Source organism: Paenibacillus sp. FSL H7-0350 (genome assembly GCF_038593195.1).
Taxonomy (GTDB): Bacteria; Bacillota; Bacilli; order Paenibacillales; family Paenibacillaceae; genus Paenibacillus_AQ.
Genome location: NZ_CP151972.1, coordinates 7008064 through 7025204, shown reverse-complemented (window position 1 = coordinate 7025204; position 17141 = coordinate 7008064). Strand labels below are relative to the sequence as shown.

16 protein-coding genes are annotated in these 17141 nt (G+C 54.7%); 8 read left to right on the top strand and 8 right to left on the bottom strand.

From position 1 onward, the window contains the following. Window positions 1–9 precede the first annotated feature (9 nt). Together NYE24_RS31480 and NYE24_RS31475 are read right to left on the bottom strand one after the other, a co-directional pair. Window positions 10–804 (bottom strand): SDR family oxidoreductase, encoded by a 795-nt coding sequence (locus NYE24_RS31480; RefSeq protein WP_036702483.1) that lies wholly within the window; start codon window positions 802–804, stop codon window positions 10–12. Between the two features lie 147 nt (window positions 805–951). Further along, window positions 952–1959 carry an AraC family transcriptional regulator gene (locus NYE24_RS31475; RefSeq protein WP_036702485.1) on the bottom strand — a complete coding sequence of 336 codons (1008 nt, stop codon included), beginning with the start codon at window positions 1957–1959 and terminating at the stop codon, window positions 952–954. A gap of 223 nt (window positions 1960–2182) precedes the next feature. On the opposite strand from NYE24_RS31475, the gene NYE24_RS31470 reads away from it, so the two are divergent. Continuing rightward, window positions 2183–3166 carry a zinc dependent phospholipase C family protein gene (locus NYE24_RS31470; RefSeq protein WP_036702487.1) on the top strand — a complete coding sequence of 328 codons (984 nt, stop codon included), beginning with the start codon at window positions 2183–2185 and terminating at the stop codon, window positions 3164–3166. 203 nt (window positions 3167–3369) lie between these two features. Here the strand turns inward: NYE24_RS31470 and NYE24_RS31465 are convergent, their stop codons facing one another. Continuing rightward, window positions 3370–3561 carry a hypothetical protein gene (locus tag NYE24_RS31465; protein ID WP_036702507.1) on the bottom strand — a complete coding sequence of 64 codons (192 nt, stop codon included), beginning with the start codon at window positions 3559–3561 and terminating at the stop codon, window positions 3370–3372. 231 nt (window positions 3562–3792) lie between these two features. Here NYE24_RS31465 and NYE24_RS31460 point away from each other — a divergent pair, with 231 nt between their 5' ends. The 4 genes from NYE24_RS31460 to NYE24_RS31445 all read left to right on the top strand — a co-directional run bounded on the left by NYE24_RS31460 (window position 3793) and on the right by NYE24_RS31445 (window position 7911). Then, entirely contained in the window at window positions 3793–4950 is a 1158-nt protein-coding gene (locus NYE24_RS31460; protein WP_342477513.1) for a glycosyltransferase family 1 protein, read from the top strand. Window positions 4951–5118: 168 nt separating this feature from the next. Beyond that, on the top strand, window positions 5119–6516 hold the full coding sequence (locus tag NYE24_RS31455; protein ID WP_342477512.1) for a transcriptional regulator: 1398 nt from the start codon (window positions 5119–5121) through the stop codon (window positions 6514–6516). 222 nt (window positions 6517–6738) lie between these two features. Further along, window positions 6739–6885: a hypothetical protein gene (locus NYE24_RS31450; RefSeq protein WP_342477511.1), complete on the top strand. Its 147-nt coding sequence runs from the start codon at window positions 6739–6741 to the stop codon at window positions 6883–6885. A 90-nt stretch (window positions 6886–6975) separates the two neighbouring features. Beyond that, window positions 6976–7911, top strand: a complete 936-nt coding sequence (locus NYE24_RS31445; RefSeq protein ID WP_342477510.1) for a stalk domain-containing protein — start codon at window positions 6976–6978, stop codon at window positions 7909–7911. Between the two features lie 339 nt (window positions 7912–8250). On the opposite strand, the gene NYE24_RS31440 is transcribed toward NYE24_RS31445, so the two are convergent. After that, window positions 8251–10092 carry a UbiD family decarboxylase gene (locus tag NYE24_RS31440; protein WP_076154829.1) on the bottom strand — a complete coding sequence of 614 codons (1842 nt, stop codon included), beginning with the start codon at window positions 10090–10092 and terminating at the stop codon, window positions 8251–8253. 188 nt (window positions 10093–10280) lie between these two features. Between NYE24_RS31440 and NYE24_RS31435 the strand changes: the two genes are divergently transcribed. After that, window positions 10281–11369 carry a low temperature requirement protein A gene (locus NYE24_RS31435; protein ID WP_342477509.1) on the top strand — a complete coding sequence of 363 codons (1089 nt, stop codon included), beginning with the start codon at window positions 10281–10283 and terminating at the stop codon, window positions 11367–11369. Between the two features lie 107 nt (window positions 11370–11476). Here NYE24_RS31435 and NYE24_RS31430 read toward each other — a convergent pair whose 3' ends face one another. Continuing rightward, on the bottom strand, window positions 11477–12880 hold the full coding sequence (locus NYE24_RS31430; protein ID WP_342479330.1) for an NAD(P)/FAD-dependent oxidoreductase: 1404 nt from the start codon (window positions 12878–12880) through the stop codon (window positions 11477–11479). Between the two features lie 287 nt (window positions 12881–13167). On the opposite strand from NYE24_RS31430, the gene NYE24_RS31425 reads away from it, so the two are divergent. Further along, the gene (locus tag NYE24_RS31425; RefSeq protein ID WP_342477508.1) at window positions 13168–13299 is read left to right on the top strand and encodes a hypothetical protein; all 132 of its coding nucleotides are present in this window, start codon (window positions 13168–13170) and stop codon (window positions 13297–13299) included. 21 nt (window positions 13300–13320) lie between these two features. Here NYE24_RS31425 and NYE24_RS31420 read toward each other — a convergent pair whose 3' ends face one another. Continuing rightward, window positions 13321–13683 (bottom strand): hypothetical protein, encoded by a 363-nt coding sequence (locus NYE24_RS31420; protein ID WP_051493645.1) that lies wholly within the window; start codon window positions 13681–13683, stop codon window positions 13321–13323. A 165-nt stretch (window positions 13684–13848) separates the two neighbouring features. Between NYE24_RS31420 and NYE24_RS31415 the strand changes: the two genes are divergently transcribed. Next, complete coding sequence (locus NYE24_RS31415) at window positions 13849–15138, top strand: S8 family peptidase (protein WP_076154833.1); 1290 nt, start codon at window positions 13849–13851, stop codon at window positions 15136–15138. 55 nt (window positions 15139–15193) lie between these two features. On the opposite strand, the gene NYE24_RS31410 is transcribed toward NYE24_RS31415, so the two are convergent. Both NYE24_RS31410 and NYE24_RS31405 read right to left on the bottom strand, forming a co-directional pair. Continuing rightward, window positions 15194–16501: an amidase gene (locus NYE24_RS31410; RefSeq protein ID WP_076154835.1), complete on the bottom strand. Its 1308-nt coding sequence runs from the start codon at window positions 16499–16501 to the stop codon at window positions 15194–15196. 157 nt (window positions 16502–16658) lie between these two features. After that, a complete protein-coding gene (locus NYE24_RS31405; protein ID WP_036695932.1) occupies window positions 16659–17114 on the bottom strand; it encodes a DUF3021 family protein in 456 nt (151 codons plus the stop codon). Between the last annotated feature and the right edge of the window lie 27 nt (window positions 17115–17141).

Below are 17141 nucleotides of genomic sequence, written 5' to 3'. Positions count from 1 at the left end.
ACACCTCCATCAATATATAGTCGGCACCATCCCTCCATCCATACGGATGGGAGAACCTCTAAAGGCTGCCGCATAAGGACTGCATACAAAGGCAGCCAGCCTGCCGATTTCCACCGGCTTGATGAAACGCTGTAATTCAGATTGCGGCAGATTAGCCGCCATGAATTTCTGTTCTTTTTCTGCAAAAGTTAAATTTTCGTCAGGATACATACCCTCAATGATATGGTGAACCTTTTCTGAGAGTGTAGGCCCGGGCATGATGGTATTCACTGTAACTTCCGTTCCTGCTGTCACTTTAGATATACTTTTGGACAGGGACAGAAGCATGGATTTGGTCATCGCATATTGAGGCATTTGTCCTGAGGGCATGACCGCCTCTTCGCTGGCAATGAAGATCACACGGCCATAATTCCTGCTCAACATTCCAGGTAAATATAATTTCGTTAATCCGTTTGCAGCAAGCACATTCGTCCGGAAATATTTCTCCCAGATGTCATCGTCCACTTCCTCATACTGCATCAATTCATAAATGCCCATACTGTTTATCAGAATATCAACGCTGGGGAAATGGGCGAATAAGGCTTGTCTTTGCTCAGAATCGGCAACATCGGCTGTGGCATTCTGAGGAGAGGTGGCCGGGTAATTCAGCTTCAATTCACGGACAGTCTGCTCCACCTCTTCCCTATTCCGTCCATTGACCAGTACGTTGACACCTTCCTTGGCAAGCTCTATCGCAATAGCTTTTCCTATACCCTTCGTTGATCCTGTAACTAGCGCTGTTGTATTGTGTAATCCCATCTCCATAATGCACTTCTCCTTATTCATTCCTTGTTGTGTTGCGGATAGTGATTATATTATCTCGTTGGGATCGTTCAGTAACTAGCACCTTGCGCCAAGCTTCTTGCCGGACACGCCAAAAGTTACAGCTCAACACATGCGGCATTCAGGTGTTCAACTATTCAGATGTTCCGCACGCCACTGTGAAGGCGTAACCCCTTCCCAATGGCGGAAGGCACGGAAGAAAGAGTTCTGATCCTCATACCCGGTCAGATACGCCACCTCTTTAAGATCAAGCGAAGGATTTGCCAAGAACTTCTGTGCCTGCTCATGTCTGACTTGTGTCAATAGCTGCTTGAAGGTCGTCTTCTCGTCAGTCAGACGGCGCTGTAAGGTCCGCCCGCTCATCGCAAGCTCCTTCGCAACCGTCTGGAGGTCGGGGCATCCGCCTGCGAGACAGTATGCAATAATCACCTTGACCTTCCCGGATACAGAGAAGCTGCCAAGCTGTTCATTGAGTGAGCGGTCCAGTGCGGGAGCAAGGATCTCCAGCAGTTCTTCGTTATACGAAACAAAGGGAAGGTCCAGATGGCTTTGCAGCAGCGTCAACCGGTTATACTTGCCGCCTGTTTGAATCGCGCAGCCGAAATAAGCTTCGAGCACTTGTTCATCGCCCATGGAGTGGACAAATTCGGCTGCCTGCGCCTTCAAGGGCTGACCCGTCCCCTTTCTTCCCAGCTCCAAGAGAAAAGCCAGCGTAATTCCCGCCAGCACCTGCGGGCCGGGCAGCCCTGTATCTCCCCACTCCAGTTCAATGATGCACTGCCCGTTCTCTTCCGCCATCCGCAGGCTTTCGGGCGGACACATCTGTTTGTACTTGACCATGCGGTGCAAGGCATCGCGATAGTCGCGGGCGTGATAAGTCGCTAATACGGCGGGCGGATACTGCGCGGTGTCAAAGGCGGCCGCAAGTCTGGTGATGCCTGATGCAAGATCTCCGGCGAGCTCGGAATACGCCTGCCAGATGGCGAAATATTGGGCAGTGGTAACTGTGGCTTCTGTTGTTATGGTTACAGGGAGCTGTGCCATGCGGGCTACGTCGGTTGCAGCAATCCCCAGGCGGCTTATCCCTGTCCAGAATCCCGGAGGCATTTTAACGCGTTCAGAGGGACGGGACTTCATAGGTGGGCCTCCTTTAGCCAGTTGCATATTACAGTGTTATGGTTGTCTTAAGGCCATATAAGAATACTCTTGTGCCTGTGATCATGTCTATCTTAATGAACGGCAAGGGTAGAACACTTCCTAATTTCACACATATTTCTTATTTGGTTGTACCCTACAGGGATTACAATGGATTCAGATCATCGCTGTACGGTGTCCATCATAATTAGTAGGAGGATCAATCATGCCCAATATCTGGATGCATATTGAATTCGGTCAGCAGCTGGCCGTAGAATTCAGCAGCCGTTTTCCGTGTCTCCAGCTGCTGGAACAACAGCAGAAGCTCTACAATCTTGGCTGTCAGGGTCCGGATTTCCTGCTGTATCACAGCTTTCTCCCCTGGAGCAAGGATGCGGGGGCGCTGCATCTCGGGGATCTGATGCATTCGCGCAGCTGTGGGCCTGTACTTATAGACTTCTGGGAGTCTGCGCGAAACCTCAGCGGAGCTGAGGGGGATCAGGCACAGCTCTACTTCCTCGGCTTCCTCACCCATCATCTGCTGGACCGCAATCTCCATCCCTATATTAACTGGAAAGCGGGCTATCAATACCGCGACCATCAGCGGTTTGAGATTGATCTGGACACCTTGTTCATGGACCGGCGGCGGAACCTCAACACATGGCAGAACCCGGCTTGGTCTCTGATTGACGCCGGCTCCCGCCTGCCCGGTCCGGTTCACCGCATCCTTCACACTACTGCCCTTAAGCATTACCCGGAAGCGATGGCCCGGTTGCCTGAGGAGATCTGGCAGACCTCTTACCGCGATATGGTGCTGGCCCAGCGCTGCCTGTATGACCCGAAGGGCTGGAAGAAGGCTATCACCTGGGGACGGGCACGCCTGCTGTTCTCCCGTAAGCTTACCGCCCGCGAGGAGCTGCTGGATTATCTGAATGAGCGGCACTCCGAATGGCGGCATCCCGCACTCTATTCCGAGGTCCGCACAGAATCGGTGTGGGAGCTATGGGAGGCTGCTCTTGCGGAAGGCCGGACGGTGCTCGGAGCACTTGCCGATTGGCTGGAGAGCAAGGACCCCGCTGCGGCAAGGTGCAAGCTGGAGCAGTTCTCACAGGTGCTGGGCAACCGCTCCTACGATACCGGCAAGGATTGCAGCATGAATCTGCAGAACCAATACGCCGAGCCGATCTGGACAAGTCTCCCGGGCAGTTGACGGCGGGGGGGCGAAGTATTTGGACGGGTAAGGGATGCGAGTGCGGGACCGGATGTGGGGCAGGGAACCGGGCATCGGGAAATGGCAACGCCCCCTCATTCCCACGCAGTAGCCTAAAATAACCACAAACAGCAAAAACGCCTGGTTCCCCGGGCGCTCAGCCTAATCTATACACTAGCCTGCTATCACACAGCCTTTACAGCTTACAGCGGATCAGCATTCGGAAGAATCTCCGGCGGGGCTGGAGGAATAATCTCGGGCTGCTCCGGCGGTACGATTTCGGGATGCTTCTCCGGCACAATCTCCGGCGGGATCACAACCGGCTCCGGGAGGATATCCGGCTTCACACCCGGGACAACCTTCGGCGGAACCTCTGGCGGCAGATCTTTGCTCATCTCCTTATACCTCCTTCATTCCTGATACCTCATGTATACCCGTTCCGCTCCTCCCTTAACCTTATTGCCCTAGTCCTCACTGGTCTTCTCTGGTCCTACTTTGTCCTCCCGGGTCCCCTCTGGCCCTACCTGCAAATTCCCCCTTCATGCGAGATGTTTAACCTGCGGTTGATCTACAAGTAATAGTTAGTTGTTAAGATCAAGGCAACAAGATTACTGGGAGGGATACCGATGCGTCTGGCTTTATTCACGGACACCTTTCTTCCGCAGACGAATGGCGTTGCCCGTACACTCGGCCGGCTGACCGGCCACCTGCACCGCCGGGGAATCGATCATCTGCTGTTCACGCCAAAATCAGCCCCGGAGAGCAGCTACCCCGATCCTGTCAGACCCGTTGCCAGCATCCCTTTTTTCCTCTATCCCGAGTGCAGGCTGGCCCTGCCCGGCATGTCCTCCATCCAGAGTGAACTGACTGCCTTCGCCCCCGACCTGCTCCATCTCGCCACCCCGTTCAATATCGGCTTAACCGGTCTCCGGTATGCCCGCAAGCAGCAGCTCCCCCATGTCGCCTCCTATCACACCCACTTCGACCGTTACCTCGAATATTACAAAATGAGAAGAATCCTCCCGCTCTACTGGAAATACATGAAGTGGTATCACCGTTCCTGCGATGCCGTCCTGGCCCCTTCTCGCGAGACCCTAACCAGCTTGCGTATGGAGGGATTCACCCGGCTGCGCCTGTGGTCCAGAGGTGTGGACTGCACCCTCTACTCGCCGGAGAGACGAAGCGAAGAAGTGCGGGAGCGTTACAGCAAAGGAGCAGCACTGATGATGCTCTATGTCGGACGGATTGCCCCGGAAAAAGATCTCACCACCCTCCTTCAGGCCATGCCGCTCCTGCCGGAGTCTGTGCGTGCAGCGGTTCAGCTGGTGATTGTCGGCGATGGGCCGCTGCTGCCCGAGCTGAAATCGCAGGCACCGGACAATGTCACCTTCACCGGTGCCAGACACGGCGAAGAGCTGGCAGAGCTGTACGCCTCTGCGGATCTGTTCGTCTTCCCCTCCTGCACGGAGACCTTCGGCAACGTCGTGCTTGAAGCCATGGCGTCGGGGCTTCCCGTCATCGCCGCAGATGCTGGCGGAACCCGGGAGCTGGTGGCACCCGGTGTCACCGGCATGCTGTTCAAGCCCCGCAGCCCGGCAGCCATGGCAGAGCGGATCTGCACTTCCGCCGCCGGGCACCTGCTGCGCAGCGCAATGGGCCGCGAAGGGCGGCGCCAAGCCCTCAAGCGCTCCTGGGAGCAGATTTTCGACAGACTGATTAAGGATTATGAAGAAGTCATCGAGCGCCGCAGGATCAAGAATGACGCTGGGATTTACACCGCCTGATCCGCTGTCTGCCCGCCTATGAAGACTAAGCGTTCCCGGGACCACGGGAATGCTTTTTTCCATTGTTCACGGTTTCTCCCCATCACTCTATTGACCATTGGAATAATGACTTATATTATACACATATACAATAATCCAAAAAATGGAATTCAGTCAGGCGGTGATCCTTTGAAGCCCCTCACAACGATTCGCAGTCATCTTGAGGCTTATCTCTATTCCCAGCAGTTGTCCATCAACCAGTTCTCCATTCAGTCCGGCATTAATTCCGGCACCATAAGCCGTATCCTTAGCGGCCAGCAGCCGATTGCCATGAATCATCTGAAATTGATTACCCGGGGCATGGAACTGCCCGAGGATCATTTCTATAGCATGTATGTCGATGAGTGCTTCTTATATTCGGCACCAACCTGGCGGCGGCTGCGCCCCTTCATCCTGAATTCGGCGGAGCTGGGGCGGCTGGACTGTATTGAGCTTGTAGCCAAAAATCTGCTGGACAACCTAACCTACGCTCCGATGCTTTTTGAAGTGGCCGAGGACCTGTTCCAGGAGCATCACTGGCAGGCGGCGGCCGTGCTCTACAAGAATATCAGCACAAGCGAGAAGTATCAGCATTCGGAGCGGCTGGCCCTCTGCCAGTACCGTTTGTTCCGCATCACCCTCGGAGACAGCCAGACACTCAACCTCCAGGCTGCTCTTTTATTCGAATGTTATCTTGAACGGCTTGAGGTGCCGGATCAGCTCGACGGGCTGAAGCATCTGATGCATGTCTATTACTCGCTGCACAAGTGGGACAAGGTGGACGCGCTGGCCCAGGAGATGCACCGTCTTGCCATGCTCAGCTACCACCATCTGCACCGGTCGCAGCGCAGGGACCGCCAGGATAAATGTCCTGAGAAGCCGGTTTTCTTCTATGCGCTGTATTCGCATCTGATGCGGGCAAGTGTGTGCGAAGAATTCCGGGACTATGAATCGGCGCTGAAATACGTAGCTCTATATATGGATAGGAGCTGGATACGCGAAAAAGGGGAAGAAACCCGGCACATTCTGGACCAATTCCAGGAGTGGGGCACGGCCAATACCCTTCTCTACCGGATGATGTCCGGCGACTATGAAGTGTTGCCTGAATATGTGGCCTATATTGCTCCGCATGCCAGTGAGATCTTTGTAGCCCTGTACCATATTATGATCTCAGCCAACCGTTTCTCCTGGAATGTCGATGAGGTGCTTGAACAGTTCCCTTCCTATATCCCTTACCGGACCAACCTGAAGGACTTCGGGGAGCTTCACAACCAGCAGATCCTGGCTGACCAGTACTCTACCTTTCTCGCGGAATTAGCCAACTATTATTTACGCAATCACCGCCTGGAAGGAATGGGCTTCCTGCTCCAAAGTCTGGAATCCTCTGCTAAAATAAAGAGTGATAGCATAATCATTAAATGTGTGAATCTGTTTGAACAATTCCGGCATCAAGCCACTGAGGAACAGACAGAACAATACAGACTTCTGATTGGAGAGGTGCAAGAATCCAATGATAAGAAAAATGATTATGCTTCTAGTTTCGTGTAGCTTGGCAGTTATAGCAATTCACCCCCTGGGGGGTTATGAATCTGTAACAGAAGCTACTGTACAATCCGTGGTTCAGCCTATGGGTCACGGGACGGGGGACGGCTGATCCAGCAGTGGCCACACCCGAAGAAAGGATGAGAAACATGAAGATCAACCGGAGGATGTTAGTCCTCGCCGCACTCGCACTGGCTCTGGCCGGCTTCGGCCAAGCCTGCCCCGGGCGTGCAGCTCCAATTAACCTACAGTAACGGAAGCGGGTTATCAGGCATGGCCGGAGGCACCGCACAGATCAAAAACGGGGTCTCTTATATGCCGGCTAACCTGGTCACAATCATGGGACTTGAGGGCAAGTGCAATCATGCCAAGTAGTAACGGCTTTGCCGTCCTTTTAAAGGACGGTATCGTTTCAGCGAGAAATAGAAGGATAAGTTATCGTGTGCAACCTATACATTCTTATATTTGGACAAAACTGCTGCCTTCAGCGGGTGGAACAAAAGCTTCAGTGTGAAGCTTGGTCAATCCACCGGCGTACTGGACGGGAAGAAGGTCTCCCTTGGAGGCACACCTTATATGGCGGATAAGCAGCTGTATGTGCCTGTCAAATTTGTAGTAGCGGCCCTTGAAGCCGGACCCGTAAGATGGGATGCCGCCATGAATACGATACGGGCCAACGGTCTGCATATATACCGCGGTTATTCAGAAGTGTTCGACGGCGGAGTGTACTCCCTGTCTCTGGACAGCGGGGAGCTGTATCTGACTACGAAGCAGGACACTAAGCATAAGCTTGCTGTACTCGGCATAGAACTGGATGTAGTAGACTTTACTTTCGAGCGTACACCCGCCGGTCTGACGCTGCTTCAGGTCGTGAATTCGTATGGCGAGCCTCATGTGCATGTAGAGTATTACACTTATCTAGTGAAGAATAACAGTGTGATCCGCCAGGGACATACGAATATCCACACCTCCTTCGGCACAGCCCCGGTCTGGGCCGGCGATAAGCTGGTACTCAATGATGGCCGCACGCTAAGGCTCATTGAGGATGGAACCGGAGCAGTCAGCGAGACGGTAGATATACCGAAACTGCTGGGTGCCACTGTAGCCAAAGATGTCTATTATAATGTCGAAGCCGTCTACCCGGATGTTCTGCTGGTCCGCCCTACAGACACCGCATTCCTGACCCTTGTTGATCGTACTACCGGTAAGCAGACTGTGTTATACAAGCAACTGCTCAGTGCGGAGCGCCAGCGCGAGGTAGAGCAGCCCGACTCCATGTTCCCGGGGCACTATATCTACTTCACCGGACGCACAGACAATGTCTTCACCTTCAACCTTCATAGAATAGACGGCAGCCCAGACATCATCAAGACCTACACATGGCCAGGCAGCCAGAACTGAGCCGCTACACTTTACATTCGAATGAGCTCGGTTTTTCGCATACATTTTTTCGGCCACGATAAAAAACGTATAAACGTCATCACAACAAACAATGACGTTTATACGCCTAACCTTTAACAACCACCAAATGAAAGACAGGGCGTCTACAAACGCCCCTGCTTTTTCATTCTCCGCTCTATTCTTCTCTGTCTTCTTCGTTCTCTTCTCCGTTTACGGTCCTTTCGGTAGAGCAGGAGATCCAGCATAACTTCGAAAAGCACCCCGAATAGCTCAGCCATACAACCCCTCTTTTCAGCGGTTTCAGCGGTTTCAGCAGTTATAGTAGTGCTGCTTCACTCCCTACGGCCGCCGCAGTCCACCCAAGCTTGCTCCTTCACTAAATACCCGCTCAATCCTCCGCTGCACCTCGGGGTCAGGAATTAACGGCGGTGCCTGATGCGGCTTCACCCGGGCGTCGATAATCACATTATCACAGGCCCAGTGCTTATGCTCTACCGTGCTGTTCACCCCATGGATGTCATGGGAAGGATTGCTGCGCGTGAAGGTCGCCCACAGGAAGTTGTTCAGCGATTCCGACATGAAGCTGCTGTCATCGCACAGAATAATCATCGGGCAGGAATCAAGCGCCCCCTGCGCTGCAATGGCAGCACTCAAAGCGGAGATTTCCTCTGCCGCCGAGGAGTAATCCCGGAACGGCTTCCCCTGCATGGCAACGATGCCCGGCATAATCATGGCCGCCGGACCCCAGCCCCGGTCTACCCGCTGAAGAACCTCAGGCACCTCCGTACACAAGCTCCGCTTCTTTTCCCCTACGGCTGCGAAGACCACCTTGCTTCCGCTGTTGATCCCGGTGCCGGAATAATCCAGCGTATCGATCGTTGTGTTCGTCTGGAAGTGAATATCGCGGCGCAGATTGATCCGCTCCAGGATGTAAGTCAGGAACCCGGCGATATCATGCGTGCTGACCGGCTTGTCCTCTTCTGCCGTGATGAACAGATATTTCGCCAGACTGAGCTGGCCGGTTCCGAGAATCCGGTTGCTGATCGTCAGCAGCTCTGCAGGCTGCTTAAGCTGCTGATACGGGGTATACCGTTCACTGCCGATCGCGAACAGCAGCGGGTGCACGCCCGCAGCATCTATCGCATGTACCTCCTTCACGCCGGGAATCTCCGAGCGGATCGCCCCGCCGGTCAGCTCATGGATGAGCTCTCCAAAGGCAGTGTCCTCCTGCGGTGGACGGCCGACCACCGTGAAGGGGAAGATGGCCCCTTTTTTGGCGTAAACCTTGTGTACTCTCATCACCGGAAACGGGTGAGTCAGGCTATAGTAGCCCAGATGATCGCCGAACGGCCCCTCCGGCTTCGTCTCCCCGGGATGAATCTCTCCGGTAATCACGAAGTCGGCATCGCTGCTGACGCAGAAGCCGTCTACATAGCTGTAGCGGAAATGACGCCCCGAGAGTAGCCCGGCAAAGGTCATTTCACTTAAGTCCTCCGGCAGCGGCATCACCGCCGAGAGCGTATGCGCAGGGGGACCGCCGATGAAGCAGCTAACCTTAAGCGGCTCGCCGCGTCTGTTCGCGTGGGCCTGATGAATGCCGATGCCGCGGTGAATCTGGTAATGGACGCCCACTTCCTTATTCAGCTCATATTCATTGCCGCTAAGCTGGATACGGTACATCCCCAGATTGGAGTTCATAATGCCCGGCTTATCGGGATCTTCGGAGTACACCTGCGGAAGCGTGACGAACGCCCCTCCGTCGCCCTGCCAGTGCTTAATCTGCGGAAGATCGGAGATTTGAATCTCCTCGAACCCGGCAGGCACGCCGCTGCCCTTCTTGATAGGCAGCGCTTTGCGGGCGGCAAGGCCTGTACCGATATACCTTAAAGGCTGTTTGAGCGCCTTCATGGGATTGCTGCGCAAAGCGATGACCGCCTGCGAAGATTCCCATGTGTCGCGGAAGATGAACTTGCTGCGCTCGATCGTTCCGAACAGATTCGAGACTGCACGGTACTTCGAGCCCCGGACATTCTCGAACAGCAGAGCAGGACCGCCTGCCTCATAGACCTTCATATGTATCGCCGCCATCTCCAGATGCGGGTCCACCTCTTCATGTATGCGAATTAAATGCCCGTGCTTCTCCAGGTCAATAATACATTCTTCCATATTGCGATATGACATGCTTCTACTCCCATTCTCTCAAGAATATGAACCTCTTTATTATCAATGAGTGTGTCCGTCAGGTCAATTGCCGCCAGGGCAACCTCTCCAGTTGTCACAAATATTCTTGCCTTCTTCTGTGGAGAGCCATTATTATACTTGTAAACCGGACGGCTCCGGGCATACAATCGGCAAAGGGGACTAACGCAATGATCATCAAAAAGGTTACCTGGCTTGAGCTCTTCTACGATCTGCTGTTTGTCGCTGCGGTCTCCAAAGCCAGCCATGTGCTGCTGCATGTAGAACACGAGACCCTGTCCCTTGAGACACTCGGCAAATTCGTACTAATCTTTATTCCGATCTGGTGGGCCTGGGTCGGGCAGACACTCTTCGTTAACCGCTATGGGAAGGATACCGTCCCGCACCGCGTGTTTCTGATCATTCAATTATTCTTCGTGCTGATCATGACGGCCAGTCTGTCTGTGGATTTCGATGCCAACTATCTGCCGTTTCTGATCGGCTACCTGGGACTCCGCATCATGACCGCCGTCCAGTACCATTATGTCCATTCCGGAGAAAGCGGGCACCTGCGGAACACGGCCCGCTATTTGGGATCGCGCTTCTGGATTGGGCTTACGATTTCGGCCTGCTCCCTGTTCTTCGATTCCTGGCTCCGGTATGCCGTGCTGTACGCCGGGATTGTGCTGGATATTATGCTCCCGCTGACCGGCCGGCGGATTCTGGTGAAGACTCCCGCCAATACCCATCATCTGCTGGAGCGCTTCTCCCTGTTCGCGTTGATCCTGCTCGGCGAATCCGTGGTCAGTATCCTCGCCGTGCTGCAGTCCAGCAGCTGGACCGGACCATCTGTCGGTTTCGCTGCGCTCACCTTTGTGCTGATCATCGCCATATGGTGGCAGTATTATGACAACCTGGAGAAGAAGGTTGATATGCATATCCAGACTGCCGGACAGACGATTATCTACGGGCATCTGTTCATTTATCTGTCGCTATGTATGCTTGCTGCGTCAATCCAGCTATTGTTCCTGGATCAGCTTCATTATGGGCAGATGCTGAACCTGTTGTTCGGCTCCGTGCTGCTCTATTTCGCTTCCGCGGCACTGGTCTTTCAGGTCTACAGGCATAAGCAGCACCAGCTGGGAATGAAGCCGCTGGCACTACTGACCCTCATTCTGGCCTGCTTCTATGTGCTTGATCTTCTAGTCCATGTACCGAATGTACTGATCATGGGCGAGCTGGCGCTGTTCTTCGCACTGTACGCCAGGATTACTGCCTGACCCGTCAGCCAGTCAGCTCTCAGGCAAGGCCAATCTATTCGCTCTGCATGCCAAGAGGCTGCACCAGAGGTCATTGCCCGCCTCAGGTACAGCCTCTTCCGGCCGTCTTACTGGCCTGTAAATTCAATCTCATCGTAATCATAATAAGCCTGGAGGATCTGCTGCCGGTCATCCTGGAAGAGCTGGTCGGCCACACCGCTGACCAGTCTCGGAATCGCATTCCGCAGTCCCGAGATGGCCGATGCCGATAACCCGCAGCTGGCCAGAGCGGAATAGTTGAACACGAATAAGCCATGCAGCAGCTTGCGGCCTGCTTCATCCCGGCTCTGAAGTTCAAAGCCGGGGCTAAGATACGGGTGCGCATCCAGCAGCGGATTCGCCGATCCCACAGGCGCTGTGTACCGGTCGCTCCAGCGGGCAATATGAGTCTCCACCTGCCGCAGCTCCGGCCGCAGGGCAGGATCGCTGAGCAGGCCCGTGCTGACGATCAGATAGTCGAAGCTGAACTCTCCGGCGGGCGTAGTCACCACCGCCTGCTTCCCTGAAGCCTCCACCTTCAGCCATGGCGAGCCGAGGTGCAGCTGGAAGCCAGGCCATGCCGCTGCGCGGCGGAAGGTATCGCTCGTCGGCGGCTGATTATACTGGAAGAAATGCGAGATGACCGCATATTTGTCCGCATCCGCCAGGGTATGGAACCGCTCAATCATGCCCGATCCCTCCATCTGGCGGATCGGATTCACCCCCGGAAGCTTCGCCCGGCGGACGAAGACCTGGGCCTCAGCCGCCCCCTCCTGAAGCGCGTAATTCGCATTGTCGAAGGCGGACGCCCCGCCGCCGAGAATCCCCACCCGCTTGCCGCGAAGGGCAGCGAAGTCAATCTGCCGGGAGGTATGGGCATACAGGCGCTCCGGCAGATGATCTGCAATCATCGGCGGAACATGCCACTGCCCTCCGCCTTGAATGCCGGTAGCCAGCACCACCTTACGGGCCAGCAGTGCTCCGTCCTTCGCACCCGCTCCTGTAACCTGCAGACGGTAGATTCCATCGTCACCAGGCTCGACCAGCATTAGCCGCACCTCGTTACGTACCGGCAGCTTCAGAATCTGCCGGTACCAGCGCAGATACTCCATCCACTGCCCGCGCGGGATTTTGTCCACCTCACTCCAGGCCTCCGCCCCATACTGAGCCTCCCACCAGGAACGGAAGGTCAGCGACGGGATGCCGAGATCAATCGAGGTCAGAGCTTTGGGCGTACGCAGCGTCACCATCCGGGCATAGGTCTCCCAAGGCCCCTCTAGCCCGTCACGATTCTCATCGATAATCAGCAGATTCGAGATCCGTTCGCGCAGCAAGCCAAAAGCCGCACCAAGCCCGCTCTGTCCCCCGCCCACAATGACGACATCATATACATGGCCTTCGGCATGCTCCACAGGGCGAACCCAGTCCGCGCCGCCATAGGCGAGGTACGAGAGATCCGTATTCACGCGTTCATTCAAGGCTTCCAGGCTCATCATTCCTCAGACCTTTCCGGGGCATCTTCAGCTCATAGCTGCTGCTCACTTTGCATTCAGTTCCACAATCCCTGATCTACATCTATAGCGATATTATATAGGGTATGCCCCCGCTTTTGAATGTTGATGGAAGGTTTATTGTCATAAGAACTGAATTCGGCGGACGGGATTGTACATTAAGCCAACATTTCAACGTCAGCTCCCCTTAACGCTTGACAAATGGAATATTATCTTACTCGTATCAGCAAAAAAGAGCCGTCCCCATCAGCTCAAGCTCCGTGCTCTCAATGATAAGCTGCGTCAGCAAACTGCTCGATTTCCTGCTCTATATCCAGCTAACCAACTTCCTGATCATTCCGGTGATTCTCTATAGCATCTATTATTTCAGACATGACCATAAAGCAGCGCGCCCTCAATGAATCCGGGCGCGCTGTTGTTAGTTAGAAGCGTGCTACAAAAAACTCGCGGTTCGACGGGACGAACTTCTGTGTGCGCTGCACATTATCCGCATCGATAATCCGGAGCGTGTAGCTGACCGTTGTCAGCGTACTGATCGTATTGAACTGGGCGACGCCGAATTCATCGAATTGAGCCGTGATCACAGTGCCGGAGCTCCGGGTCAGTGTAGCCTTCCAGTCCTGCGTTTCATATGGGACATTGTTATTGTTCACGGCAAGCACGATGAAATTATTAAGCACCTGTCTGATCCGCCGTCTCTTGGGTCTTACTACCGCCGCTGCTCTTGCTTTTTTAGCCATCAGTTGACGTTTTGCCAGCAATGCCTTCTTCTCTGATTCTTTCATTTGCTTCACCACTTTCTATTGGAATACAGTAGTAAATGCAAGAGAAGCATCAGCCGAAACGCGTTATTGCCTGTTATTTGCATAAATGTATCGCTGTACTCATTCCTGGTTTCGTACCCACGAGGCAGCTGGACGCATACACTGCTTCATAGAGGTGATTACATTATGAAGAGTAAACCATCATGGGCCAGGCGTCACGCCGCCAAGCTCAATCGGCCCCTGAAGCATAAGATCCGCAGAGCTTATTCCACTGTTGCTACAAAAGCAGCTATACCGGTGATCATACAGTTCAGACAACCGCTTACTCCGGCGCGGCTCCGCGAACTAAGGAAGCATCTGGGACGGCATGTCCTCCCGGTCAAGCATCATCTGCGGCTTCATCAGGCCGTGGCTTCACAGGTATCCCTGAAATGTCTGGAGTATGTATGCCGCTGGAACGGAGTCCATAAAGTCTATCTGGACGGCATTAAGAAAGCTACGCTCAACATTGCAACTCCATCCATAGGCGCTACAGCAGTTAGACGTTCAAGAGGGCTTACCGGCAAAGGCATCAACATCGCTGTGCTCGATACCGGAGTCTATCCGCATCCCGACCTGACCCGGCCGGTGAACCGCATTCTGGCGTTCAAGGATTATATCAATCACCGGAAATGCCCGTACGATGACAACGGACACGGCACGCATATCACCGGGGATGCCGCCGGTAACGGCTGGTCCAGCCGGGGCAAGTACCGGGGACCCGCACCGGAAGCGGGAATTGTCGGAATCAAGGTGCTCGATAAGTATGGGGACGGCTATGACTCCACCATTATCAAGGCCATTGAATACTGCATTACCCACCGCAAAAAGCTGAGGCTGCGCATCCTCTCCATGTCCTTCGGCGGACCGGTGGCTCCGCATATCAAGGATGACCTTCTCGTTCAGGCCGTTGAAAAAGCCGTCAAAGCCGGCCTCACCGTAGTCATCGCCGCCGGCAATGCCGGCCCTAGGCGCCGGACCATTGAGTCCCCAGGGATCAGCCCCTCCGCGATCACCGTCGGTGCTGTCAATGACCGCCGGACGCTGACGCAGAAGGATGACCGGATCGCTGTCTATTCCAGCCGCGGGCCCGCCCCCGGCGGCAGAGTGAAGCCGGATCTGGTCGCCCCCGGCGATTCAGTGATCTCGCTGCGCGCCCCCGGCTCCCAGCTGGTCCGTGAATTGCCGCGCAATAAGGTCGGAAAGCGGTATTTCAAGCTGTCCGGCACCAGCATCTCCACGCCCATCGTGTCCGGTGCCGCCGCACAGCTGCTCCAGCTTGCGCCTTGTCTTACGCCGCGCCAGGTGAAGCTCTTGCTGAAGCGTAACGCCTTCCCTCTCCGCCTGAAGCCTAATACCGGCGGAAGCGGGGAGATCGACGTACGATTCCTGAAACGGCGCTGCTCTCCCAAGAAACCCCACAAAGTGAGACTTTAGCTCCCCAAAACAAAATAACCGGTACAGTAACCGCTCCTTATTCTTCGGGGAGCGGTTACTCCTCAGACAGCTGCGGCCATAGCTGGCGCGCCCAGGCTAACAGTATCTCGTCTTCTCCATATCTCCCTATACACTGGAAGCCGAGCGGCATCCCTTCAAGCGTTGCCGCAGGCAGAGTGACCGTGGGCACTCCCGCGAAGCCCCAGACCGCAGGCATCCCTGCCCAGCCCGTATTCCGCTCCTCGATCTTCGGTGCAGTCCCCCCTTGGGCCGGAGAAACCCACAGGTCGATTCCCTCTTGGTCCATAAGCTCCATCAAGTCGCGCCGCAGCTCCCGTTGCCGGGTGCGGTACTGCTCCAGCTCCTCCTCCGGAATCTGCTGTCCTCTAAGGATCGCTTCCTGCACGGGGACACCGTATTCTACTCTATGCTCCGCGAATCTATCTTCATGCTCCCGTGCCAGCTCACCCTCAATGAAGCGCAGCATGGCATTGCCGTAGATGAGTTCATCTTCCCACGGCATTTGGACATAACGGACTTCATATCCAAGCTGTTCAAGCCCTGTAATCTGAGCCTGGAACACCCCTTTGACTTCCGCACTCATCAGCTCCATATAGACCCCCTTAGGGATACCCAGAACCGGCTTACGGGAGATTGGGGCAGCAGGAGCTTCCCAGTCAGGGACAAGCAAGGCTGCCGCAGCCTCCATATCAGGCAAATCTTGCGTGAAGAACCCTACCGTGTCAAAAGACGGCGAGAACAGCAGCACACCATCCAGCGGAACCCGGCCATAGCTGGGCTTGAACCCGACCACTCCGCAAAAGGACGCCGGGGCGATCACCGAACGCAGCGTCTGTGTGCCCACTGCCAGCGGACAGAGCCCCGCAGCCACCGCTGCGGCGGAGCCTGCACTGGACCCGCCGGGAGTATGCGCGGTGTTATGCGGATTACGCGTAGCAATGGGGCCGTTGTAGGCAAATTCCTCAGTCACCGTCTTGCCTGCAATCACGGCCCCGAGAGCACGCAGCTTAGTGACCAGAGACCCCTGAGCACCGGCTAACAGCTCAGCGGATAGCTGTGATCCCGCCCGGGTCGGCAGGCCGTCCACATGGAGCAGGTCCTTAATGGCTACAGGAATGCCGAATAAGGCCGGGTTACGCTCATCTCCGCTGTACATACTTTGCAGCAGAGCTTGTTCCGAATCCAGCCGCACTTCAACCTCATCCTCAGGGACAAACGCATGGATATGCGGCTCAAGCTGTCTGTAACGCTCCAAGTACTGGTTAAGTACAGTTCCGGGTGAATATCCGGGTTCATCCATCCGGCTCATCATTTCTGTCAGGGATACCTTGTGAAGCAACATTAGATCATCTCCATGGAATATTATGTATAGCATTTGGCTTATTACGTTTCAGACTGCATAAGGTAACAGAAATTCCCAAGCTTTCTCAGCGCCAAAAAAGCCACCCGGGCCGCTTCCCCTCCAAGATGGCTTTCATGTTCCCTATCACAAGAGCTTCCTAAAGCTCTTTGTCTCCTTGATCTCCGCTCTGCTTATACTCATTCAGCTTCTGATTAAGCTGCTTGGCTTCCCGTTTCCCGTCGATGTGCATCATTGCGTACACCATAGTTTTGACCACCAGAATGACAATGACGAACGGTACCAGCACTCCCTTATCCATTAGCGGGCCGTCCGCAAACTGCCACAGCCAGAGAATTACCAGCACATCCGCAAGGATGAAGCAGAGATAGAAGCTGATCGTCTGCACTTTGGGATCTACCTCATACGTATTCACCAGCGCATACCGGAAGCAGGTAAAAGCAGCCGCCCCCAGGAACAGCTGCACCAGCAGCGAGCCCCGGATCATCTCCGTAGCATTCAGAGCCAGCACAACCGCCGCAAGCACCATCAGCCCCCCGCAAGCCACCAGCAGATCCTTCACGAACAAAGATACATACTTTCTGGTTGTAATCATGAGTTTCCCTCCTATTCAAGTCTTGAC